This window comes from Martelella sp. AMO21009 (assembly GCF_053484295.1).
Genome location: NZ_JBAKFR010000024.1, coordinates 1 through 19,110, shown reverse-complemented (window position 1 = coordinate 19,110; position 19,110 = coordinate 1). Strand labels below are relative to the sequence as shown.

Annotated in this window: 19 protein-coding genes; 8 read left to right on the top strand and 11 right to left on the bottom strand. The window is 62.1% G+C overall.

Translation table 11 applies throughout. The features are described from left to right. The first annotated feature begins 96 nt into the window (after positions 1-96). Positions 97-3,114, top strand: a complete 3,018-nt coding sequence (locus V6766_RS19750; protein ID WP_448469368.1) for an Rne/Rng family ribonuclease — start codon at positions 97-99, stop codon at positions 3,112-3,114. A 314-nt stretch (positions 3,115-3,428) separates the two neighbouring features. On the opposite strand, the gene V6766_RS19745 is transcribed toward V6766_RS19750, so the two are convergent. After that, complete coding sequence (locus V6766_RS19745; protein ID WP_448469366.1) at positions 3,429-4,583, bottom strand: pyridoxal phosphate-dependent aminotransferase; 1,155 nt, start codon at positions 4,581-4,583, stop codon at positions 3,429-3,431. Positions 4,584-4,828: 245 nt separating this feature from the next. On the opposite strand from V6766_RS19745, the gene V6766_RS19740 reads away from it, so the two are divergent. The 5 genes from V6766_RS19740 to aat all read left to right on the top strand — a co-directional run bounded on the left by V6766_RS19740 (position 4,829) and on the right by aat (position 8,671). Further along, a complete protein-coding gene (locus tag V6766_RS19740) occupies positions 4,829-5,641 on the top strand; it encodes a DsbA family protein (protein ID WP_448469364.1) in 813 nt (270 codons plus the stop codon). 107 nt (positions 5,642-5,748) lie between these two features. Then, entirely contained in the window at positions 5,749-6,186 is a 438-nt protein-coding gene (gene aroQ / locus V6766_RS19735; RefSeq protein WP_448469362.1) for a type II 3-dehydroquinate dehydratase, read from the top strand. A gap of 22 nt (positions 6,187-6,208) precedes the next feature. Next, a complete protein-coding gene (gene accB / locus V6766_RS19730) occupies positions 6,209-6,688 on the top strand; it encodes an acetyl-CoA carboxylase biotin carboxyl carrier protein (protein ID WP_448469360.1) in 480 nt (159 codons plus the stop codon). 15 nt (positions 6,689-6,703) lie between these two features. Further along, positions 6,704-8,050, top strand: a complete 1,347-nt coding sequence (accC, locus tag V6766_RS19725; protein ID WP_448469358.1) for an acetyl-CoA carboxylase biotin carboxylase subunit — start codon at positions 6,704-6,706, stop codon at positions 8,048-8,050. A gap of 3 nt (positions 8,051-8,053) precedes the next feature. Further along, positions 8,054-8,671, top strand: a complete 618-nt coding sequence (gene aat / locus V6766_RS19720; protein WP_448469356.1) for a leucyl/phenylalanyl-tRNA--protein transferase — start codon at positions 8,054-8,056, stop codon at positions 8,669-8,671. A 7-nt stretch (positions 8,672-8,678) separates the two neighbouring features. On the opposite strand, the gene V6766_RS19715 is transcribed toward aat, so the two are convergent. The 5 genes from V6766_RS19715 to gatB form a co-directional block, all read right to left on the bottom strand. After that, positions 8,679-9,089 (bottom strand): DUF2155 domain-containing protein, encoded by a 411-nt coding sequence (locus V6766_RS19715; RefSeq protein WP_448469431.1) that lies wholly within the window; start codon positions 9,087-9,089, stop codon positions 8,679-8,681. A 220-nt stretch (positions 9,090-9,309) separates the two neighbouring features. Then, positions 9,310-9,708 carry an NADH:ubiquinone oxidoreductase subunit NDUFA12 gene (locus V6766_RS19710; protein ID WP_018063635.1) on the bottom strand — a complete coding sequence of 133 codons (399 nt, stop codon included), beginning with the start codon at positions 9,706-9,708 and terminating at the stop codon, positions 9,310-9,312. Positions 9,709-9,851: 143 nt separating this feature from the next. Continuing rightward, positions 9,852-10,331: an N-acetyltransferase family protein gene (locus V6766_RS19705; protein WP_448469429.1), complete on the bottom strand. Its 480-nt coding sequence runs from the start codon at positions 10,329-10,331 to the stop codon at positions 9,852-9,854. 1 nt (position 10,332) lies between these two features. Next, positions 10,333-10,836 carry an N-acetyltransferase family protein gene (locus V6766_RS19700; RefSeq protein ID WP_448469354.1) on the bottom strand — a complete coding sequence of 168 codons (504 nt, stop codon included), beginning with the start codon at positions 10,834-10,836 and terminating at the stop codon, positions 10,333-10,335. Between the two features lie 4 nt (positions 10,837-10,840). Beyond that, on the bottom strand, positions 10,841-12,343 hold the full coding sequence (gene gatB, locus V6766_RS19695; protein ID WP_448469427.1) for an Asp-tRNA(Asn)/Glu-tRNA(Gln) amidotransferase subunit GatB: 1,503 nt from the start codon (positions 12,341-12,343) through the stop codon (positions 10,841-10,843). A gap of 571 nt (positions 12,344-12,914) precedes the next feature. Between gatB and V6766_RS19690 the strand changes: the two genes are divergently transcribed. Together V6766_RS19690 and V6766_RS19685 are read left to right on the top strand one after the other, a co-directional pair. Further along, the gene (locus V6766_RS19690; protein ID WP_448469352.1) at positions 12,915-13,172 is read left to right on the top strand and encodes a YjhX family toxin; all 258 of its coding nucleotides are present in this window, start codon (positions 12,915-12,917) and stop codon (positions 13,170-13,172) included. A 151-nt stretch (positions 13,173-13,323) separates the two neighbouring features. Further along, a complete protein-coding gene (locus V6766_RS19685) occupies positions 13,324-14,754 on the top strand; it encodes a DUF1254 domain-containing protein (protein WP_448469350.1) in 1,431 nt (476 codons plus the stop codon). Between the two features lie 79 nt (positions 14,755-14,833). On the opposite strand, the gene V6766_RS19680 is transcribed toward V6766_RS19685, so the two are convergent. The 5 genes from V6766_RS19680 to V6766_RS19660 form a co-directional block, all read right to left on the bottom strand. Beyond that, positions 14,834-15,106, bottom strand: coding sequence for a hypothetical protein (locus tag V6766_RS19680; protein WP_448469348.1), 273 nt, complete (start codon positions 15,104-15,106; stop codon positions 14,834-14,836). 30 nt (positions 15,107-15,136) lie between these two features. Then, positions 15,137-15,289 carry a hypothetical protein gene (locus V6766_RS19675; RefSeq protein WP_448469346.1) on the bottom strand — a complete coding sequence of 51 codons (153 nt, stop codon included), beginning with the start codon at positions 15,287-15,289 and terminating at the stop codon, positions 15,137-15,139. Beyond that, a complete protein-coding gene (locus V6766_RS19670; RefSeq protein ID WP_448469344.1) occupies positions 15,258-15,893 on the bottom strand; it encodes an EAL domain-containing protein in 636 nt (211 codons plus the stop codon). The genes V6766_RS19675 and V6766_RS19670 overlap by 32 nt, the downstream gene beginning before the upstream one ends. A gap of 119 nt (positions 15,894-16,012) precedes the next feature. Beyond that, a complete protein-coding gene (gene serA, locus V6766_RS19665) occupies positions 16,013-17,608 on the bottom strand; it encodes a phosphoglycerate dehydrogenase (RefSeq protein ID WP_448469342.1) in 1,596 nt (531 codons plus the stop codon). A gap of 89 nt (positions 17,609-17,697) precedes the next feature. Continuing rightward, positions 17,698-18,867 carry a phosphoserine transaminase gene (locus tag V6766_RS19660; protein WP_448469340.1) on the bottom strand — a complete coding sequence of 390 codons (1,170 nt, stop codon included), beginning with the start codon at positions 18,865-18,867 and terminating at the stop codon, positions 17,698-17,700. Positions 18,868-19,110: the final 243 nt, after the last annotated feature.

Here is a 19,110-nt window from a genome sequence, read left to right as displayed (position 1 = left end):
TATTTCATCCGGCGTTTCCGCTGGCGACCATTTCCGGACAAGGGCATCGACCCGCTCCGAAGCCGCCAGCCATGCGCGCCGAGGAGCTCATCTTAAATGGCAGATAAAATGCTTATCGACGCGTCTCACGAAGAAGAGACACGCGTCGTTGTCGTCCGCGGAAATCGTATAGAGGAGTTCGATTTCGAATCGCAGCACAAGAAACAGCTGCGCGGCAATATTTACCTTGCGAAGGTCACGCGGGTGGAGCCCTCTCTCCAGGCCGCCTTTGTCGATTATGGCGGCAACCGCCACGGCTTCCTCGCCTTCTCGGAAATCCACCCCGACTACTACCAGATTCCGCTCGCCGATCGCGAAGCGCTGCTGCGCGAAGTCTCCGACAGCGATGACGACGACGATACCGACAGCGCACTGTCGCAGCCGTCGGAAGCCTCCGAAAAGGCCGCCGCCGAGGACGAGAGCAAGCCGAAGCCGCGCACCCGCCGTGGCCGCGCCAAGTCCTCCAAGGCCAAATCCGACGACGCCAAGACTGAGGACGCAAAGGCCGAAGAGGCCAAGCCGCAGGACGCCAAGTCGGACGAAAGCGCTGAACCCAAGGCCGAAGCGACCGCCGACAGCGAGACCGCCGAAAAGGCCGATGCGGCGGAAGCCGACGCCAAGACGGCTGACGTCGATGCCGCGGCAGCCGCCGAGACCGAGGACGAGGCCGCCAAGAAGCCGAAGCCGCGCCGCCGCCGCAAGCCTGCGGCGAAGAAGGACGCCAAGGCCAGCGACGAGGTCGAGAAGCCCGCTGAAGCCGAAGCTTCCAACGACGGCGCCTCTGAAGACGGTTCCTCCGATGGCGACTCTTCCAAGGATGGCAAGGGCCCGACGCATATGGCCGCCGAGGTCGATGCCGACACGGTTTCCGAAGACGTGGACGATGACGACGACAGCGTCGAATCCGTCGGCGCCGAGGACGCCATGGAGGAAGTGCCGGAGTACAACCACCGCAAGGCGCGCAAGCAGTACCGCATCCAGGAAGTCATCAAGCGCCGCCAGATCCTGCTGGTGCAGGTTGCCAAGGAAGAACGCGGCAACAAGGGCGCGGCGCTGACCACCTATCTCTCGCTTGCCGGCCGCTATTCGGTGCTGATGCCGAACACCGCGCGCGGCGGCGGCATTTCCCGCAAGATCACCAACCCGGCCGACCGCAAGCGGCTGAAGGATGTCGCCAAGGATCTCGAAGTTCCGCAGGGCATGGGCGTGATCCTGCGCACCGCCGGCGCCAACCGCACCAAGGCCGAGGTCAAGCGCGACTTCGAATATCTGATGCGGCTTTGGGAAAACGTGCGCACCAAGACGCTGACATCGACGGCCCCCTGCCTCGTCTACGAGGAAGGCAGCCTGATCAAGCGCTCGATCCGCGACCTTTACAACAAGGATATCAGCGAGATCATCGTTTCCGGTGAAAACGGCTATCGTGAAGCGAAAGACTTCATGAAGATGCTGATGCCTAGCCACGCCAAGGTGGTGCAGCGTTACCGCGACGTCCATCCGATCTATTCGCGCTCCGGCATCGAAGCCCAGCTCGACCGCATGCTGCAGCCGCAGGTCACGCTGAAATCCGGCGGTTACCTGATCATCAACCAGACCGAGGCGCTGGTCGCCGTCGACGTCAACTCGGGCCGTTCCACCCGAGAGCACTCGATCGAGGACACCGCGCTCCAGACCAACCTTGAGGCGGCGGAAGAAGTGGCGCGCCAGCTTCGCCTGCGCGACCTTGCCGGCCTCGTGGTCATCGACTTCATCGACATGGAAGAAAAGCGCAACAACCGCGCCGTCGAGAAGAAGCTGAAGGACTGCCTGAAGCACGACCGCGCCCGCATCCAGGTCGGACGCATCTCGCATTTCGGCCTTCTGGAAATGTCGCGCCAGCGCATCCGCGCATCGGTGCTGGAGTCCACCACCCAGGTCTGCAGCCATTGCGGCGGCACCGGCCATGTGCTTTCGCAGTCCTCCGTCGGGCTGCACGTGCTGCGCGGCGTCGAGGAATATCTGCTGAAGAACACCACGCACAACATCACCGTGCGGACCACGCCCGAGAACGCGCTCTATCTGCTCAACCAGAAGCGCAACACGATCGTGGACTATGAGGCCCGCTTCGGCGTCGAGATCATCATCAAGGCCGACGCCACGCTCACCACCACCCATTTCGAGATCGATCGCGGCGAGCCCGTGGAAACGCCGGTCAAGATCGAGACGCTGCTCGACTTCCCCGATGAGCCGGAAGACGACATCGTCGAAGAGGTCAACGAAACCGAAGACGACGACAATGGCCGCTCGCGCCGCAAGCGCCGCCGCCGCCGTGGCCGCAACGGCCAGCAGAACGATGAGGGCGACAACGAACAGACCGCCGAGGCGAGCGGCGATGACAACCAGTCATCGGCCGGCGACGACGGCGACCAGGGCTCCGACAAGCCGCGCCGCAAGCGCCGCCGCGGCAAGCGCGGTGGACGCCGCAACCGCAGCGACGAAAATGGGCAGCAGACAGCCGACGGCAACAACGCCGACGCGGCGGAAACATCGGCTGACAGCCAGCCTGATAATGACCAGGCGGATGATGCGGGCAATCGCCAGCCGGCTGAAGAGGTCGCTGCCGAAGCGGTAGCCTCCGATACGGTCAGCGATGCACCGGCCGCAGAAGCACCGGCCGCGGAAGCAGAAGCGGAGCAGAATGCATCCGACCAGGCGTCCGAGGTCACCGAGGACGAAGCCATGGCCGAGATCGAAGGCCGAAAGCCGCGCCGTCGCCGCAAGCCCAAGCGCGCCGAAAGCGAATCCCCGGCCGTTGAGGCAGACGCGGAAACGGCCACGCAAGCCGTCGAGCAACTACCCGCCGAGCCGGCCGGCGCCGGCGAGGCCGAAAAGGAAGTAACTGCCGAAGCGGCCGCGGATCTCGACGAGGTGTCGCCGGAAGCGGCTTCCGCCGAGCAGACGCCCAAGCGCTCCAACCGCGCCTCCAACGTCACCCATTCCGCCCCGGTGGTCACCTCCGACGGCGCAAAGGCTGAAAACGACGGCGAGGAAGCCAAGCCGAAACGCGGCTGGTGGAACCGCCGCGGCTTCTTCTGAGCCCGGTTGACATGAATGAACGAAAGGGCCGCCGTTTGCTGAGAACGGCGGCCCTTTTTGTTTTGAACCCTTAACCCAGGGTCTTTCCGCATAGCCTCCCAATCTTCTCGCCCCGGAAGGGAGAGATGTCGCGACAGCGACAGTGAGGGGGGAGTCTATCCCCTCGAACGCCCTCACGATTTGAAACGCTGAACCACCATCAATGCCCCTTTCGGGCATCTCTCCCGCCAGCGGGAGAGAGTATCGGGAGCAAGACCGCCTCCGCGTGCCAATAGCCGTGCTCACAGGACGAACGCGGCATGACGTTGCAACTATCACCCCGGCAGCCAGTTGCCGATCCGTTCCACGGCCTCGGCGATCTCGGCCTCGGTGCCCGCGTAGGAGAGCCGCAGATAACGCCCGCCGTTTTCCGGATCGAAATCGACGCCGGGCGTGACCGCGACATTGGCCTCGTGCAGGATCTGCCGGGCGAAGGCGAGGCTGTCATTGGTGTAGCGCGAGACATCGACATAGGCGTAGAAAGCCCCGTCCATCGGCGAGGCAACCGGAAGGCCGATCTCCGACAGCGCCCTGGTCAGGAAATTGCGGTTGTTGCGGTAGATCTCGCAATACCCGTCGAGCTGCTCTCGCGCTGTAAGCGCCGCCTCTGCTGCGATCTGGGATAGATCGGGCGCGCAGATATAGATGTTCTGCGTCAACTGCTCGAACACCCGCACCAGCTTTTCCGGCAACACCATCCAGCCGATCCGCCAGCCGGTCATGCAGTAATATTTCGAGAAGGAGTTGATCACTACCGCCTCGTCGGTGAAGGAAAGCGCGCTCGCCTCCTCGCCCGAAAACACCAGGCCGTGATAGATCTCGTCGGATATGAAGGCGGTTCCGCGATCATGGCACCAGTCGGCAAGCCGCTTCAGCGCCGCGCGGCCGGTCACCGTGCCAGTCGGGTTCGCCGGGCTTGCGAGCAGCACGCCGGCAAGCGAGACGCCATGCGCCCTCTCCGCCTCCTCCAGCGCCTCGGGCGTCAGCGTGAAGTCGTGTTCGGCATTGGCGTCCACCTCGACCACCTTGAGGTCGAGCGCCTTCAGGATGTTGCGGTAGGCGGGATAGCCGGGCCTTGCGATCGCGACAGCATCGCCGGCATCGAACAGCGCCAGGAATGCGAGATTGAAGCCGGCCGAAGACCCGGTGGTGACTGCAATGCGGGCCGGATCGATGTCGATGCCCATGCGGGCACGGTAATCGTCGGCGATCGCCGTCCGCAGGCTTTCGCGGCCGAAGGCGTCGGTATAGCCGAGACGTCCGTGCTCCAGCGCAGCGCGGGCGGCCGCAAGTGCGGCGTCGGGGGCCGGATGCGAGGGCTGGCCGACGGCCATGGAAATCACCGGCCGGCCGGCCTTTTTCAACCGGTTCGCCTCTGCCAGAACGTCCATAGCCAGGAATGAATCGATGTCGCTGCGCTTCGACGGCATGCCGTTTCCTCTTTCAGATGGTCCGGTTCCGGGATGGACCAATAACCCGATCCCCGCAATGCCGCAGCGCAAAAAAACGGGATTTTGATCGGCAAGGCGGCAGAATTGAACCCGCCGCTCTGGACAACGCCGCCATTTGCGCACAATTGGTTTCTAAGAGCGATCCGGGCCTGAAAGCGCGGGGCTGCGCACAACCAATGACTGTTTCGCATGTCGGCGAGACGAGGATGCCGGAAGGGGAGAACATGTCTTCAAAGGGACTGACACTGGCGGTCACCGCTATTTTTGCGACCGCAATCGCATCGGCGGCAGCCACCACGGCAGCGATCTACCACTTCGCCCCGAACCAGACCGCGGAAACAGCGGCGGCCCCGCCGGCAGACGATCAGGCAGATTTCGGCCAGCGCGTTCACGATTACCTCATCAGCAACCCGGAAGTGCTGCTCGACGTGCAGGTGGCGCTTCAGCGCAAGCAGGCGGATGAGCAGCAGGCCCAGGCTTCCCAGGTGATCGCGCAGAATCAGGACAAGCTCTATCTGCCGGCCTATGACAGCGTCATGGGCAATCCCGATGGCGAGATCACCGTCGTCGAGTTCTTCGACTATAATTGCGGCTATTGCCGCCGCGCGCTTGACGACATGGACGCGATCCTCGCCACCAATGACGATGTCCGCTTCGTGCTGAAGGAAATACCGGTGCTCGGTCCGGAATCCGAAGCCACCCAGCGCATCTCCTACGCCTTCTTCAAGGCCGCGCCCGAAAAATACGAGGACTTCCACCGCGCGCTGATGGGCTCCGGTTCACGGGCCACCGAAGCGAGCGCCCGCTCAGTTGCGGCCTCCCTTGGCGTCGACGATCAGGCGATCGACCAGGCCATGCAGGAATACCCGGCGGAAGAGGCTCTTCAGGAGCATTTCGGCCTTGCCGGCGCGCTCGGCGTCTCCGGCACGCCGTCGTATATCGTCGGCGATGTGATGCTGCCGGGGGCGGTCGGCGCGGACCGCCTGCAGGAGACCATCGACAATATCCGCGACTGCGGCAAGGGCGTGTGTTCTTGACTATTTTTGGCTGAACAAGCTTAACCACATCCCGGCAACGGTGTGTCTTGGGGCTTTTCCTGTAAGGCTTGAACGTCTATAGGAGAAGGCGAAACCGGAATTGATGTATGACACGCGCGATCTTCGTCCTCAACGGACCAAATCTCAATCTGCTGGGCCAGCGCGAGCCCGGCATTTACGGCGATATGTCGCTCGCCGCGATTGAGAATGAATGCCGCAAGCTCGGCGAGGAACTCGGTTTTTCGATAGACTTTCGGCAGTCCAATCATGAGGGCGTGCTTGTCGACTGGCTTCACGAAGCCAATGAGAAAGCGGCCGGCGTCGCCATCAATCCCGGTGCCTACGGGCATACATCCATTGCGCTTCACGACGCGATCCGCGCCATTGCCGTGCCGGTCGTGGAGCTCCATATCTCCAACATTCATGCCCGCGAGGCGTTTCGCCACAAGAGCATGATATCGCCTGCGGTGAAGGGGGTTATCTGTGGTCTCGGACAAGACAGCTACCTTCTGGCGATACGCGCTTTCAAAACCCTCGCGGAATAACAAGAACAAAGGAAAACATCCCATGGCAGATCAGAAGAAGGCTGTTGACGCGAAGCTCGTGCGTGAACTGGCGGTGATCCTCAACGATACCGAACTGACGGAAATCGAGGTTGAGCAGGACGGCATGCGCATCCGGGTCGCCCGTGAGATCATGGCCGCTCCGCAGCAGATGATGCATTACGCCCCGGCCCCGTCCGCCGCTCCGGCTGCTGCGCCCGCACCCGCCGCTGCCGCTGAGCCGGCCGCCGCTGTCGCCGCGCCCAAGCATGACGACGCCGTCAAGGCGCCCATGGTTGGCACGGTCTATCTCGCGCCTGCCCCCGGCGCCCGCCCGTTCATCGAAGTCGGCGCCAACGTCAAGGAAGGCCAGACGCTGCTGATCATCGAAGCCATGAAGACGATGAACCAGATCCCCGCGCCCAAGAGCGGCAAGATCGTGCAGATCCTCGTCGATGACGCCCAGCCGGTCGAGTTCGACGAAGCGCTCGTCGTCATCGAATAACGGGTGGCAGAGCTCATGTTTTCCAAGATCCTGATCGCCAACCGAGGCGAAATCGCGCTTCGCGTTCTGCGCGCCTGCAAGGAGCTCGGCATCGCGACCGTCGCCGTGCACTCCACGGCCGACGCCGACGCCATGCATGTGCGCCTTGCCGACGAGAGTGTGTGCATCGGCCCGCCGTCGTCGCGCGAGAGCTATCTCAACATCCACCAGATCGTTGCCGCTTGCGAGATCACCGGCGCGGACGCCGTGCATCCGGGCTATGGCTTCCTCTCCGAGAACGCCAAGTTCGCCGAGATTCTCGAGGCCCACGGCATCACCTTCATCGGCCCCACCAGCGAGCATATCCGCATGATGGGCGACAAGATCACCGCCAAGACCACCGCGGAAGATCTCGGCATTCCGGTGGTTCCGGGCTCCGCCGGCTCCGTCGACACCGATGACGATGCCTTCCGCGCGGCGGAAGAGATCGGCTATCCGGTGCTGATCAAGGCGACGGCCGGCGGCGGCGGGCGCGGCATGAAGCTCGCGCGCTCCAGGGATGACCTGATCGAGGCCTACCGGACCGCGCGCGGCGAGGCCGCTGCCGCCTTCGGCAATGATTCCGTCTACATGGAAAAATATCTCGACAAGCCTCGCCATATCGAAGTGCAGGTGTTCGGCGATGGCGAGGGCGATGCCGTCCACCTTGGCGAACGCGACTGCTCGCTGCAGCGCCGCCACCAGAAGGTCTGGGAAGAGGCGAATTCGCCGGCGCTCAACGTCGAGCAGCGCATGAAGATCGGCGAAATCTGCGCGGAAGCCATGCGCAAGATGAAATATCGCGGCGCGGGCACGATCGAGTTCCTGTATGAAAACGGCGAGTTCTACTTCATCGAGATGAACACCCGCCTGCAGGTCGAACACCCGATCACCGAAGCGATCACCGGCATCGACCTCGTGCATGAGCAGATCCGGGTTGCCGCCGGCGCCGGGCTTTCGGTCAGCCAGAAGGACATCACCTTCTCCGGGCACGCGATCGAATGCCGCATCAATGCGGAAAACGCTGCGACCTTCCGGCCGTCGCCGGGCACGATCACGCATTTCCATGCCCCCGGCGGGCTTGGCGTGCGCATCGATTCCGGCGTCTATCAGGGCTACAAGATTCCGCCCTATTACGACAGCCTGATCGGCAAGCTGATCGTTCACGGCCGCACGAGGGTGGAATGCATGATGCGGCTGAAGCGTGCGCTCGACGAGTTCGTCGTCGACGGCATTGACACGACGCTGCCGCTTTTTCAGGATTTGATCGCCAACCAGGATATCGCCAATGGCGATTATGATATCCACTGGCTGGAACATTATCTGGAAAACAAACCGAAGTAGCTCATGGAAAGAGGCAGCGCAAAAGGCAGCGGCATAACCCCGGAACTGCTTTTGAATGCTTACAGCATCGGCCTCTTCCCCATGTCAGAATCGGCCGAGGATACGGAGCTGTTCTGGGTCGAGCCGGAAGTCCGCGGGATTATCCCGCTGGATGGCCTGCACATCTCCCACAGCCTGCGCAAGCAATTGCGCAGGTCACCCTACGAAATCCGCTTCAACCACGATTTCGACGCCGTGATGGCGGCCTGCGCCATGCCCGCGCCGGATCGCCCACAGACCTGGATCAATGCGGAAATCCGCTCGCTCTACAACGCGCTGCACCGCATGGGCCACGCCCATTCTGTGGAGGCCTATGAGGATGGCGCGCTTGTCGGCGGGCTTTACGGCGTATCGCTGAGGGCCGCCTTTTTCGGCGAGAGCATGTTTTCCCGCCGGCCGAATGCCTCGAAGATCTGCCTCGTGCATCTGGTGGAGCGGCTGAGGGCCAACCGGTTCCAGCTTCTCGACACGCAGTTCACCACCGATCATCTGAAGACGATGGGCGCGATCGATATTTCCAAGGATCGGTATATGACGCTCTTGAACGCGGCGCTGGTATGGCCGGATCAGCCGTTTCCGTGAGCGGAAATCAGGGCGCGGGCACGTCCGCGCTCGCCACGCAATCCGTCAGCCAGACGTCGTAGATCGGGTCTTCCACGGCGTTGAGCGCCGGCGAATCGGCAAACATCCAGCCGGAGAAGATACGGCTGACATCGTTCTGCAGCGACACCTTGTCGACCTGCACGAAGGCATCGATGCGCTGCTCCTCGGTATCGTCTCGCGAGTAGCAGACCCGCGGAGTCACCTGCAGTCGACCGAACTGCACGGTCTCGCCGACATAGGCATCGAAGGTGTAGGTGCGGCCGGTAATCTTGTCGATGCCGCCAAAGACGGCGACCGGGTTTTCAACACGGGCGGCCAAAGCGGGCGTCGCCGCCGCAAGCGCTGCCGCGACCAGGCCGAATGTCGCGACCGCTTTTCCGAAACCCGTTTGACGCATCATTCATCCCTCTAAGCTGAAAACTGGATCGGAACCGCCCGTCTCCCCTTTTGGGTCGTACTCGGGTCGAATACCCAGGCGACACGGAGAACGCTGCCTGGACCCTCGGGTCAAGCCCGAGGGTGGCGCAGAGAATAGGGAAATCCGGTCATCAGACCCTCGGTTATCCCATTCCTCTCCGCGAGCGATTCGATACCGCCCAATTGCGGCAGAAACGCAGTCAGCCGCCGGGCGTCCAGGCGTCGTAGTCGCCGGTGACGCGGTCGCGTTCGCCCTGAACGGCAAGCGAGCCCTTGGGCCGATAGGCGTAGGCCGTGCCGGTCTGGTTGGGATTATGCGGCTTTTCCCATTCGCGCGGCTTGTAGCCCTGCTCGGTCGGCGGCGTATCGATGCGGTGGTGCATCCAGCCATGCCAGCCGGGGGGAATGGAGGACGCATCGGCATAGCCCTTGTAGATCACCCAGCGGCGCTTCAGGCCATAGGTGGACATGCCGCCTTCGTAATAGATGTTGCCGAACTCGTCCTCGCCGACCTTCTTGCCGAAGCGGCGCGTGAACACATCCGTACCGATGGTCGATCCGTTCCACCAGGTGAACATCTTGGTCAGAAAGCCAGCCATTTTCTTTCCTTCGTCCCGGCCCGAAGGCCTTTTGCATTTTCAGGCGCGTCGGGTTTTCGAAAAACCGGCTACCACTTTTTCGTCCAACGCTCTAACCCGTGTATGGCGCGTCATCCCGCTCTTGTCCAGAGCGACGAGACGTCTCACGCGCCGTGAAGCTTCATTTTGAAGCCGTGATGCGACTTTCGAAAGCCCAGCCGCTCATAGAAGCGGTGGGCGTCTTCACGCGCCGCGTTGGACATAAGCTGCACAAGACGACAGCCCTCGATCTTCGCCTCGTCGATCGCCGCTTCGATCATCTTCGCCCCGATGCCGCGGCCGCGCCAGTCGGGATGGGTCTGCACCGCCTCGATCGTCAACGAGGCCCCACCCCGGCCCGTCAGCGTGCGGATATAGGTTGTCTGGAACGTGCCGACGATGATGTCATCGAGCTCGGCCACATAAAGCGTGTTGCTGGCCGAGGCCTTGATCGCCTCGAAGGCGTCGCGGTAATCGTCATAGGCCTCGTCCGACGTGGTGTCGCCATGCCCGCCAAGCGTGTCGGCGGCGAAGATCGAGATCAGCACCGGCAGGTCATCGAGCCGCGCCTCGCGAATGACGAGGTTTTCCAGATCGGTTGCCATATCAGACATTGGCAAGGTCCTTTTCCATGCGGATGGCCGGAATGCCGGAATTGGGCGCGCCGCATTCATTGTGACGCCCGACCTCGCGCATGCCATGCGCCTCGTAAAAGCGGATCGCCGGCGCGTTCTGCGGAACGACCTCCAGCGCAAGCCGCTTGGCATTGGGAAAGCAGGTTTCGATCTCGGCAAAAAGCTGTTCGCCGATGCCTTGGCGCTGAAAGCCGGGCAGCACGTAAAGCTGGCTGAGATTGACGATCTCGGCATTATCCTTGTCGGGGGCGGCGAAGGCCATGCCGCCGATCATGACGCCGCTGTCGGCCACCAGGAACTCGCCATGGGGCCGGCGCAGCCGACGCAGCATCGCTTCCGGCGACAGCCAGCTATTGATGATCGTCTCGACCTTCTCGGGCCCGAGAATCTCGTCATAGGTCACATGCCAGGTCTCGGCCAGCAGGCTGCACACTGCCGGAATATCCGCCTCCATCGCCGTACGGACAAAGAACATCGGCTTACTCCGTGACGCCCAGCTTTTCCTTGACCAGCGCCTGCACCGCCTGCGGGTTGGCCTTGCCCTGCGAGGCCTTCATCACCTGGCCGACGAACCAGCCGGCAAGCGAGGGCTTGTCCTTGACCTTTGCGGCCTGTTCGGGATTGGCGGCGATGATCTCGTCGACGATCTTTTCGATCGCGCCGGTATCGGTCACCTGCTTCATGCCGCGGTCCTCGACGATCTGTTTCGGATCGCCGCCCTCGTTCCAGACGATCTCGAACAGATCCTTGGCGATCTTGCCGGAGATCACGCCTTCCTTCAGCAGGTCGAGAATGGCGCCGAGCTGTTCCGGCGAGACCGGCGTTTCGTCGATGCCCTTGCTTGCCTTGTTGAGCGCGCCGAGCAGATCATTGATCACCCAGTTGGCCGCAGCCTTGGCATCGCGCCCCTCGGCAAGCTTCTCGTAATAGTCTGACACCGCCTTGTCGGAGACCAGAACGGAGGCGTCATAGACCGACAGGCCGAGTTTTTCGACGAAGCGAGCCTTCTTGTCGTCGGGAAGTTCCGGCAGGTCCTTCGCCAGTTCCGCGATGAAGGCATCGTCGAATTCGAGCGGCAGCAGGTCCGGATCGGGGAAATAGCGATAGTCATGCGCGTCTTCCTTGGAGCGCATCGAGCGGGTCTCGCCCTTGACCGGATCGAAAAGGCGGGTCTCCTGATCGATCTCGCCGCCCTCCTCCAGAATATCGATCTGGCGCCGGGCCTCGCTTTCGATCGCCATGCCGACGAAGCGGATCGAGTTGACGTTCTTGATCTCGCAGCGCGTGCCGAATTCACCGCCGGGCTTGCGCACGGAGACGTTCACGTCGGCGCGGAGCGACCCCTCATCCATGTTGCCGTCGCAGGTGCCGAGATAGCGCACGATGGTCCTGAGCTTGGTGACATAGGCCTTGGCCTCGTCGGCGGAGCGCAGGTCCGGCTTGGAAACGATCTCCATCAGCGCCACGCCGGAACGGTTCAGATCGACGAACGAAAATGAGGGATGCTGGTCATGCATCAGCTTGCCGGCGTCCTGCTCCAGATGCAGGCGCTCGATGCCGATCTCGATATCCTCGAAATTGCCCTGTTTGTCGGGGCCAAGCGAAATCGTGATCGTGCCCTCACCGACGATCGGATCCTTGTACTGGGAAATCTGGTAGCCCTGCGGCAGGTCCGGATAGAAATAGTTCTTGCGGTCGAAGATCGAGCGCTTGTTGATCTTGGCCTTGAGGCCGAGACCGGTGCGCACGGCCTGTTTCACGCATTCCTCGTTGATGACGGGCAGCATGCCGGGCATGGCCGCATCCACCAGCGAGACATTGGCGTTGGGCGCCTTGCCGAATGTGGTGGACGAACCGGAGAACAGCTTCGCTTTGCTGGTGACCTGCGCATGCACCTCAAGACCGATGATGACTTCCCAATCGCCGGTGGCGCCGGGAATCAGGCGTTTGGGATCGGGCGTGCGGGTATCGACAATGGTCATGGTCAGCTCATCGTTCATTCACGGGATATCGTTGGTGAGGTAGAGCAAAGTGGGGCAAGACGCAAGCGATTGGGTGGGCCGCAGCCCTTCAAAACCTTGACCTTCGGCCGCAGCGCGACTATCTCGTGTCGGTCAACACGGAGTGTTTATGTCTAACCGTCAGGAATCCCGGTAAGGGCCCTGCCCGCTCTGCCCCTTGGGGCATGATGCGCGCAGCGGCCGAAAACGAAGAGCCCCGCAAGGCAAATGCTTTCGGGAACCGTTTTCACGCGCCTATACCAAGGATCAGCGATTAGAGCGCATATGACCGGCGCGATTTTGAAAGCCGGCTAGGCGAAAACCGCAGTCGTAGCCATAGCTACGGCGAGGATTTTCAACGACGCAGGCTTTCAAAAGCGTCCGGCCCTTTAGGGTGCGGCTGGAATGACCGCCGAGGGCGTCAAAATCCTCGCGCGATGCTACGGCATCGCTCTGCGGTGTTTTCCTACTCGGACAGTCATTCCAGCGCGCATCATATGGGTTCTAATCACTGGTCCTTGGTATCACCGGCGCCCATCCGGAAATGACGACCATGGACATCTCGCGCGATGAACAGCGCATACTTCACCTGCTCGCCCAGGGCGGCAGGATAGAACTCATCAGAACCGAAAAACGGAAGATCGAGCGGATCGACTGCTACACCCGCGAGGGCTGGCGCTATCCCGGCCTCGATCTGACATTGTTTCGCAAGCTGAAAGCCAAGCGGGCGATCCGCTCGCGCGGCGGCAAGCCGTACCAGATCACCACACGAGGTCTGGAACTGGTGCGCAGCCAGCCGGACAACCGTTGAAAGACGGGGCGCGGCGCATCACTGCGCCGCGCCCTCCCCCCGAAAGCGCGCAATCTGCGTCAACCTGACGCGGCGCGGCAAGCATTACGCGTCATAAAATTTCTTCAACTTTACCGCTAACTCGGGTATCACAACTTAGAGGAGATTCCCGATGAAGCTAAAACCAGTTGCCATTGCCGCGCTCAGTCTCGCGGTGACATTCTCGCCGGTGGTCAATGCTCCGGTGTTTGCCCAAACCCAGGTCGAGGCCAAAAGCCCGCTGACCGAGGAACAGGCAAAGGCGATCGTCTATTCGATCTATGTCATGGCCTATCCGATGGTGCTGATGGATGTCAGCACGGCGATCTCCACCAATGTCGCCGAGCCGGGAGGCGTCAGCGCGCCGATCAACCAGTTCGCCAATCTGGCGGCCTTTCCCGATGCCTCCTTTGACACCGTTGTCCGGCCCAATGCCAACACGCTCTATTCCTCGCTCACCTATGATGTTTCGAAGGAGCCGCTTATCATTTCGGTTCCGCCGTCGAAAGGGCGGTACTACCTCTTCCAGATGATGGACGAGTGGACCGAGGTCTATGCCGCACCCGGAAGCCGGACCACCGGCGATGACGCCTATACCTTCGCGATCGTTGGTCCCGGCTGGCAGGGCAAACTGCCGGACGGCGTCAGGGCCTATCAAAGTCCCACGGCCAATGGCTGGATGCTCGGGCGCATAGAGACCAAGGGCACGGCCGATTACGACGCGGTTCACGCCTTCCAGAAGGACCTTAAGGCCGTGCCGCTCAGCGCCTGGGGAACCGACTATGTTGCGCCGAAAGGCACGGTCAACGCCGCGCAGGACATGACCTCCCCGGTTACCCAGATCGAAAAGCTCGACGGTGCGGCCTTCTTCCAGCGCTTCGCCGAACTGATGAAGAAAAACCCGCCGCATGCCAACGACGATTCCGCCGTCGACCTGATGCGCCAGATCGGGCTGGTGCCCGGCGAAAGCTACGATCCGTCGAAACAGCCGCAGGCCGTGCAGAACGCCATCGCAGAGGCGCCCGCCAAGGTTCTGCCCTTCATCAAGAACACCTGGGTGAAGTCCGGCGAACTCGTCAACGGCTGGCGGATCAATCTGACCGGGATCGGCAGCTACGGCTCCGACTACATGCATCGGGCCGGCGTTGCCTTTGGCGGGCTCGGCGCCAACAAGCCGGTTGACGCCGTCTATCCCAGCGCCTTCGTGGATGCCGATGGCAACCCGTTCGACAGTTCCAACAACTACGTCCTGCATTTCGACAAGGGCGAGACCCCGCCGGCGCGCGCCTTCTGGTCGGTCACGCTTTATAATCAGGATCAGTTCTTCGCCAAGAACCCGATCGACCGCTACACGCTCGGCAGCAACGACCCGCTGAAGGAAAATCCCGACGGCTCGATCGATATCTACATTCAGCGCGAATCGCCCGGCAAGGACAAGGAAGCCAATTGGCTGCCGGCGCCCGAGAGCGGCCACTTCAGCCTGACGATGCGCCTCTACTGGCCGGAACTCGCCGTGCTGAGCGGCGCCTGGAGCCCGCCGGCGGTCGAACTTGCAAATAATTGAGTGCGACGAGAAAGGGCCGCGCCTTTAAAGAAGGCGCGGCCCTTTCTTCATCCTGGAATGACCCGGGTGGGCGCCGCGGTCAGGCCCCGGCAATCTCCGCCCGCAGCGCCGCGCATTCCTCCGCAAGGCTTCCCGTCGAGACCGGCCTTCCCGCGCGCCGGTACCAATAGCCGGCATTGCGGTCATCGCCTTCGATCCGGTGGCAGAGTGCGTGGGCGGCATCGAACAGGCTTTCGCCCTCATGCGCCTGGCAAAGCTCATGGGTCGCCTCCCATGCCGGCCCCATCTTGAAGCCGGCAGCCGCAAGCTGTTCCAGCGACTGATCGAGCGCGTTCAGCGCGGATGTCTGCATGATCTCCTCCTTGTCGTGTGCGGGCGCGGTTCAGCCGAGCCCGTTTATTTCCTCCGGGCCCGCGAGCCGTTCGAACAGCGGCCGGCAGAGATGATAGCCCTGCACCAGACCGGCGCCCAGCCCCGCAAGCGTATCCAGCTCCGCCGCGGTCTCAACCCCCTCGCAGATCACCTCGACCGGCATGTCGTCCGCCAGGGGCAAGCATATGACGAACAATCCTCTGGCGCGAGCAGTTGCTGTCGATGCCGCGCACCAGCGCCATATCCAGCTTCAGGATCGACGGCGTGACGTCGGCCAGGAGCGACAGTCCCGAGTGGCCGGCGCCAAAATCATCGATCGCGGTACTGAAGCCGAGCTCTTCATAGACCGTGAGGATCGCATTGAGCCGATCGGTATCGATCTGCTCGCCTTCGGTAAACTCGAAAATCAACCGCTCGGCGGGCACGCCGCAGCGACGGCTGGCGGACAGGGTCAGCCGGATGCAGGCCCGCGGCTCATAGATCGCGCGCGGCATGAAGTTGATCGAGAGCCGCGCCCCTGTTTCCACAAGTCCGAGCCCGCCGGCAAGCTCGATCGCCTTGACGCGGCAGCGCTGGTCGAAGGCGTAGAGATTCTTCTGGGTCACCTTGCTCAGGACGGAGGCAGCCCCCTTACCGGCAGTGCCGCGCACCAGCGCCTCATAGGCGAAAATCGAGCCGTCGCGGAGATCGATGATCGGCTGAAATGCCATGGAGAAGTCAAATGCCAGGGCCTCGCCATCTCGGCAGCCGATACATGTTTCAGGCATTCATACTCTCTTCAATTGACGCGTTCGCGGATACATCCCGTCAATGTAGAGCACTTTCGACACAAAAAAAGCCCGGCTCCCAAAAGGAAGCCGGGCTTGTTCTTTCTTGGCAATGGCCTTTATTCGACCGCGAATTCCAGCGGCTTGGCCTGCTTGATCGCGTCATGGGCCAGCAGCTTGTCGAGGACTTCCTGCTTCGGCTCCTCGTCAACGTAGAGCAGCGCGATCGCGTCGCCGCCCTGGTTGTCGCGGCCAAGCTGGAAGTTGGCGATGTTGACGCCGGCATCGCCCAGCGTGGAGCCCATGAAGCCGATCATGCCGGGCACGTCGGTATTGGCGATGTAGATCATGTGGCGACCGACATCGGCATCCATGTTGATGCCCTTGATCTGGATGAAGCGCGGCTTGCCATCGGAAAACACCGTGCCGGCGACCGAGCGGGTCTGCTTCTCGGTGGTGATCGTCAGCTTGATATAACCGTCGTAAACACCTGATTTATCACGCTTTGCTTCCTGCAGGATGATGCCCTTGTCCTTCACCATGATCGGCGCCGAAACCATGTTGACATCGGCCACGACCGGGCGCAGCAGGCCGGCCAGCATGGCGCTGGTCAGCGCCGTGGTGTTCATGTCGGCGAAGATGCCGTCATAAAGCACCTCGACTTCCTTGATCGGGTTCTCGGTCACCTGGCCGGCAAACGCGCCCAGCACTTCCGCCAACTTGATGACCGGCTTCAGACGCGGCGCTTCATCGGCCGAAATCGAGGGCATGTTGATGGCGTTGGTGACGGCGCCCTTCAGCAGGTAATCCGACATCTGGTCGGCAACCTGAAGCGCCACATTTTCCTGCGCCTCCGTGGTCGAAGCGCCGAGATGCGGGGTGCAGACCACGTTTTCGAGGCCGAAGAGCGGGCTCTCGGTCGCGGGCTCGGTCTCGAACACATCGAAGCCGGCGCCGGCGACATGGCCGGACTTGATGGCTTCGGCCAGAGCCGCCTCGTCAACGAGACCGCCACGGGCGCAGTTGATGATGCGCACGCCCTTCTTGGTCTTGGCAAGCGCTTCTGCGTTCAGGATGCCGCGGGTCTTGTCGGTCATCGGAACGTGGAGCGTGATGAAATCGGCCTTGGCCAGAAGCTCGTCGAGCTCGACCTTGGTGACGCCCATCTTCTCGGCCTTGTCCTGCGACAGGAAGGGGTCGAAGGCGATGACGTTCATCTTCAAGCCGAGCGCGCGGTTGCAGACGATCGAGCCGATATTGCCGGCGCCGATGACGCCCAACGTCTTGCCGGTGATCTCGACGCCCATGAATTTCGACTTCTCCCACTTGCCGGCCTGGGTCGAGGCATCGGCGGCGGGGATCTGGCGGGCGACCGCCAGCATCAGCGAGATCGCGTGTTCTGCCGTCGTGATCGAGTTACCAAAGGGTGTGTTCATGACGATGATGCCGCGGCGCGAGGCGGCCGGAATATCGACATTGTCGACGCCGATGCCGGCGCGGCCGATGACCTTGAGATTGGTCGCCGCCTCGATCAGCTTCTCGGTTGCCTTGGTGGCCGAGCGGATCGCCAGACCATCATACTGGCCGATGACTTCGAGCAGCTTTTCCTTGTCCTTGCCGAGCTTCGGCTGGAAATCGACATCAATGCCGCGATCCTTGAAAATCTGGACGGCAGCTTCCGACAGCGCGTCGGATACGAGTACGCGAGGTGCCATGATGGCCTCCTTCAAAAAGAATAATTCTCTGGAATGAACGGCTCGCGCGGGCGATCACTGTCGGCGCGAGCCTCGTCAATTCGTCTCGCTCAGGCGGCGAGCTTGGCCTTTTCAGCCTGGAACGCCCAGTCGAGCCAGCCCATCAGCGCTTCCATGTCGGCGGTCTCGACCGTGGAGCCGGCCCAGATGCGAAGGCCGGACGGCGCGTCGCGATAGGCGCCGATATCGTAGGCGACGTCTTCCTTGTCGAGCGCGGACACGATCGCCTTGGCGAACGCGGCCTGTCCGGCATCATCGAGCGCCAGCACGGCGGGATCGACGATCTTCAGGCAGACAGAGGTGTTGGAGCGCGTCTCGGCCACGTCGGCTAGGTTTTCGATCCAGTCGTTCTTCTCAACGAAATCGAAGATCACCTTGGCATTGGCATCGGCCCGCGCCATCAGGCCTTCAAGGCCACCGACCTGTCTCGCCCATTTCAGCGCGTCGAGATAGTCCTCGACGCAGAGCATTGAAGGCGTGTTGATGGTTTCGCCGACGAAAATGCCCTCGATCAGCTTTCCGCCCTTGGTCATGCGGAAGATCTTCGGCAGCGGCCATTCCGGCGTGTAGTTTTCCAGCCGCTCGACAGCGCGGGGGCTGAGGATCAGAACGCCGTGGCCGCCCTCGCCGCCCAGCACCTTCTGCCAGGAGTAAGTAACGACATCGAGCTTGTTGAAATCGATGTCCTGCGCAAAGACGGCAGAGGTCGCATCGCAGATCGTCAGGCCCTTGCGGTCGAAGGGGATGAAATCGGCGTTCGGAACACGCACGCCAGAGGTCGTGCCGTTCCAGGTGAAGACCACGTCATTGTCGAAATTGACAGTGGAAAGGTCGGGGAGCTGGCCATAGGGCGCTTCGATCTTGCGCGCGTCCTTGAGCTTGAGCTGCTTGATGACATCGGTCACCCAGCCCGAACCGAACGATTCCCAGGCGAGCATGTCGACACCGCGTTCGCCCAGCAGCGACCACAGCGCCATCTCGACCGCGCCGGTATCCGACGCCGGCACAATGCCGATGCGGTAGTCGCCGGGAACGCCGAGGATCTCACGGGTAAGGTCGATCGCTTCCTTGAGCTTCGCCTTGCCGATTTTCGCACGATGGGAACGGCCAAGCGGCGCATCATTGAGCGCTTCGGGCGTCCAGCCAGGACGCTTCGCACAGGGGCCAGAAGAAAAGCGGGGATTGGCCGGACGCACGTCCGGCTTGGTCATGTCAGTCATAGTCTACCCTTTCAGATAGTGGCCTCTCGTTGGGGAGAGGTGTCCCGCCATCGGATATATGGAAGCTTTGGGGTCTTGGCAAGCGAAATAATTGTGACGGCTTAAATGGGCAAAATCAGCCGCGCGTGGTATTTTGCCGACTGCCAGACGACCGAATACCGCGGTGACACTCACGGTAACTCAGACATCAATCTCCCCCCTTGAGGGGCAGGGCTATCGCATATGAGCGATCATTGAGATGAG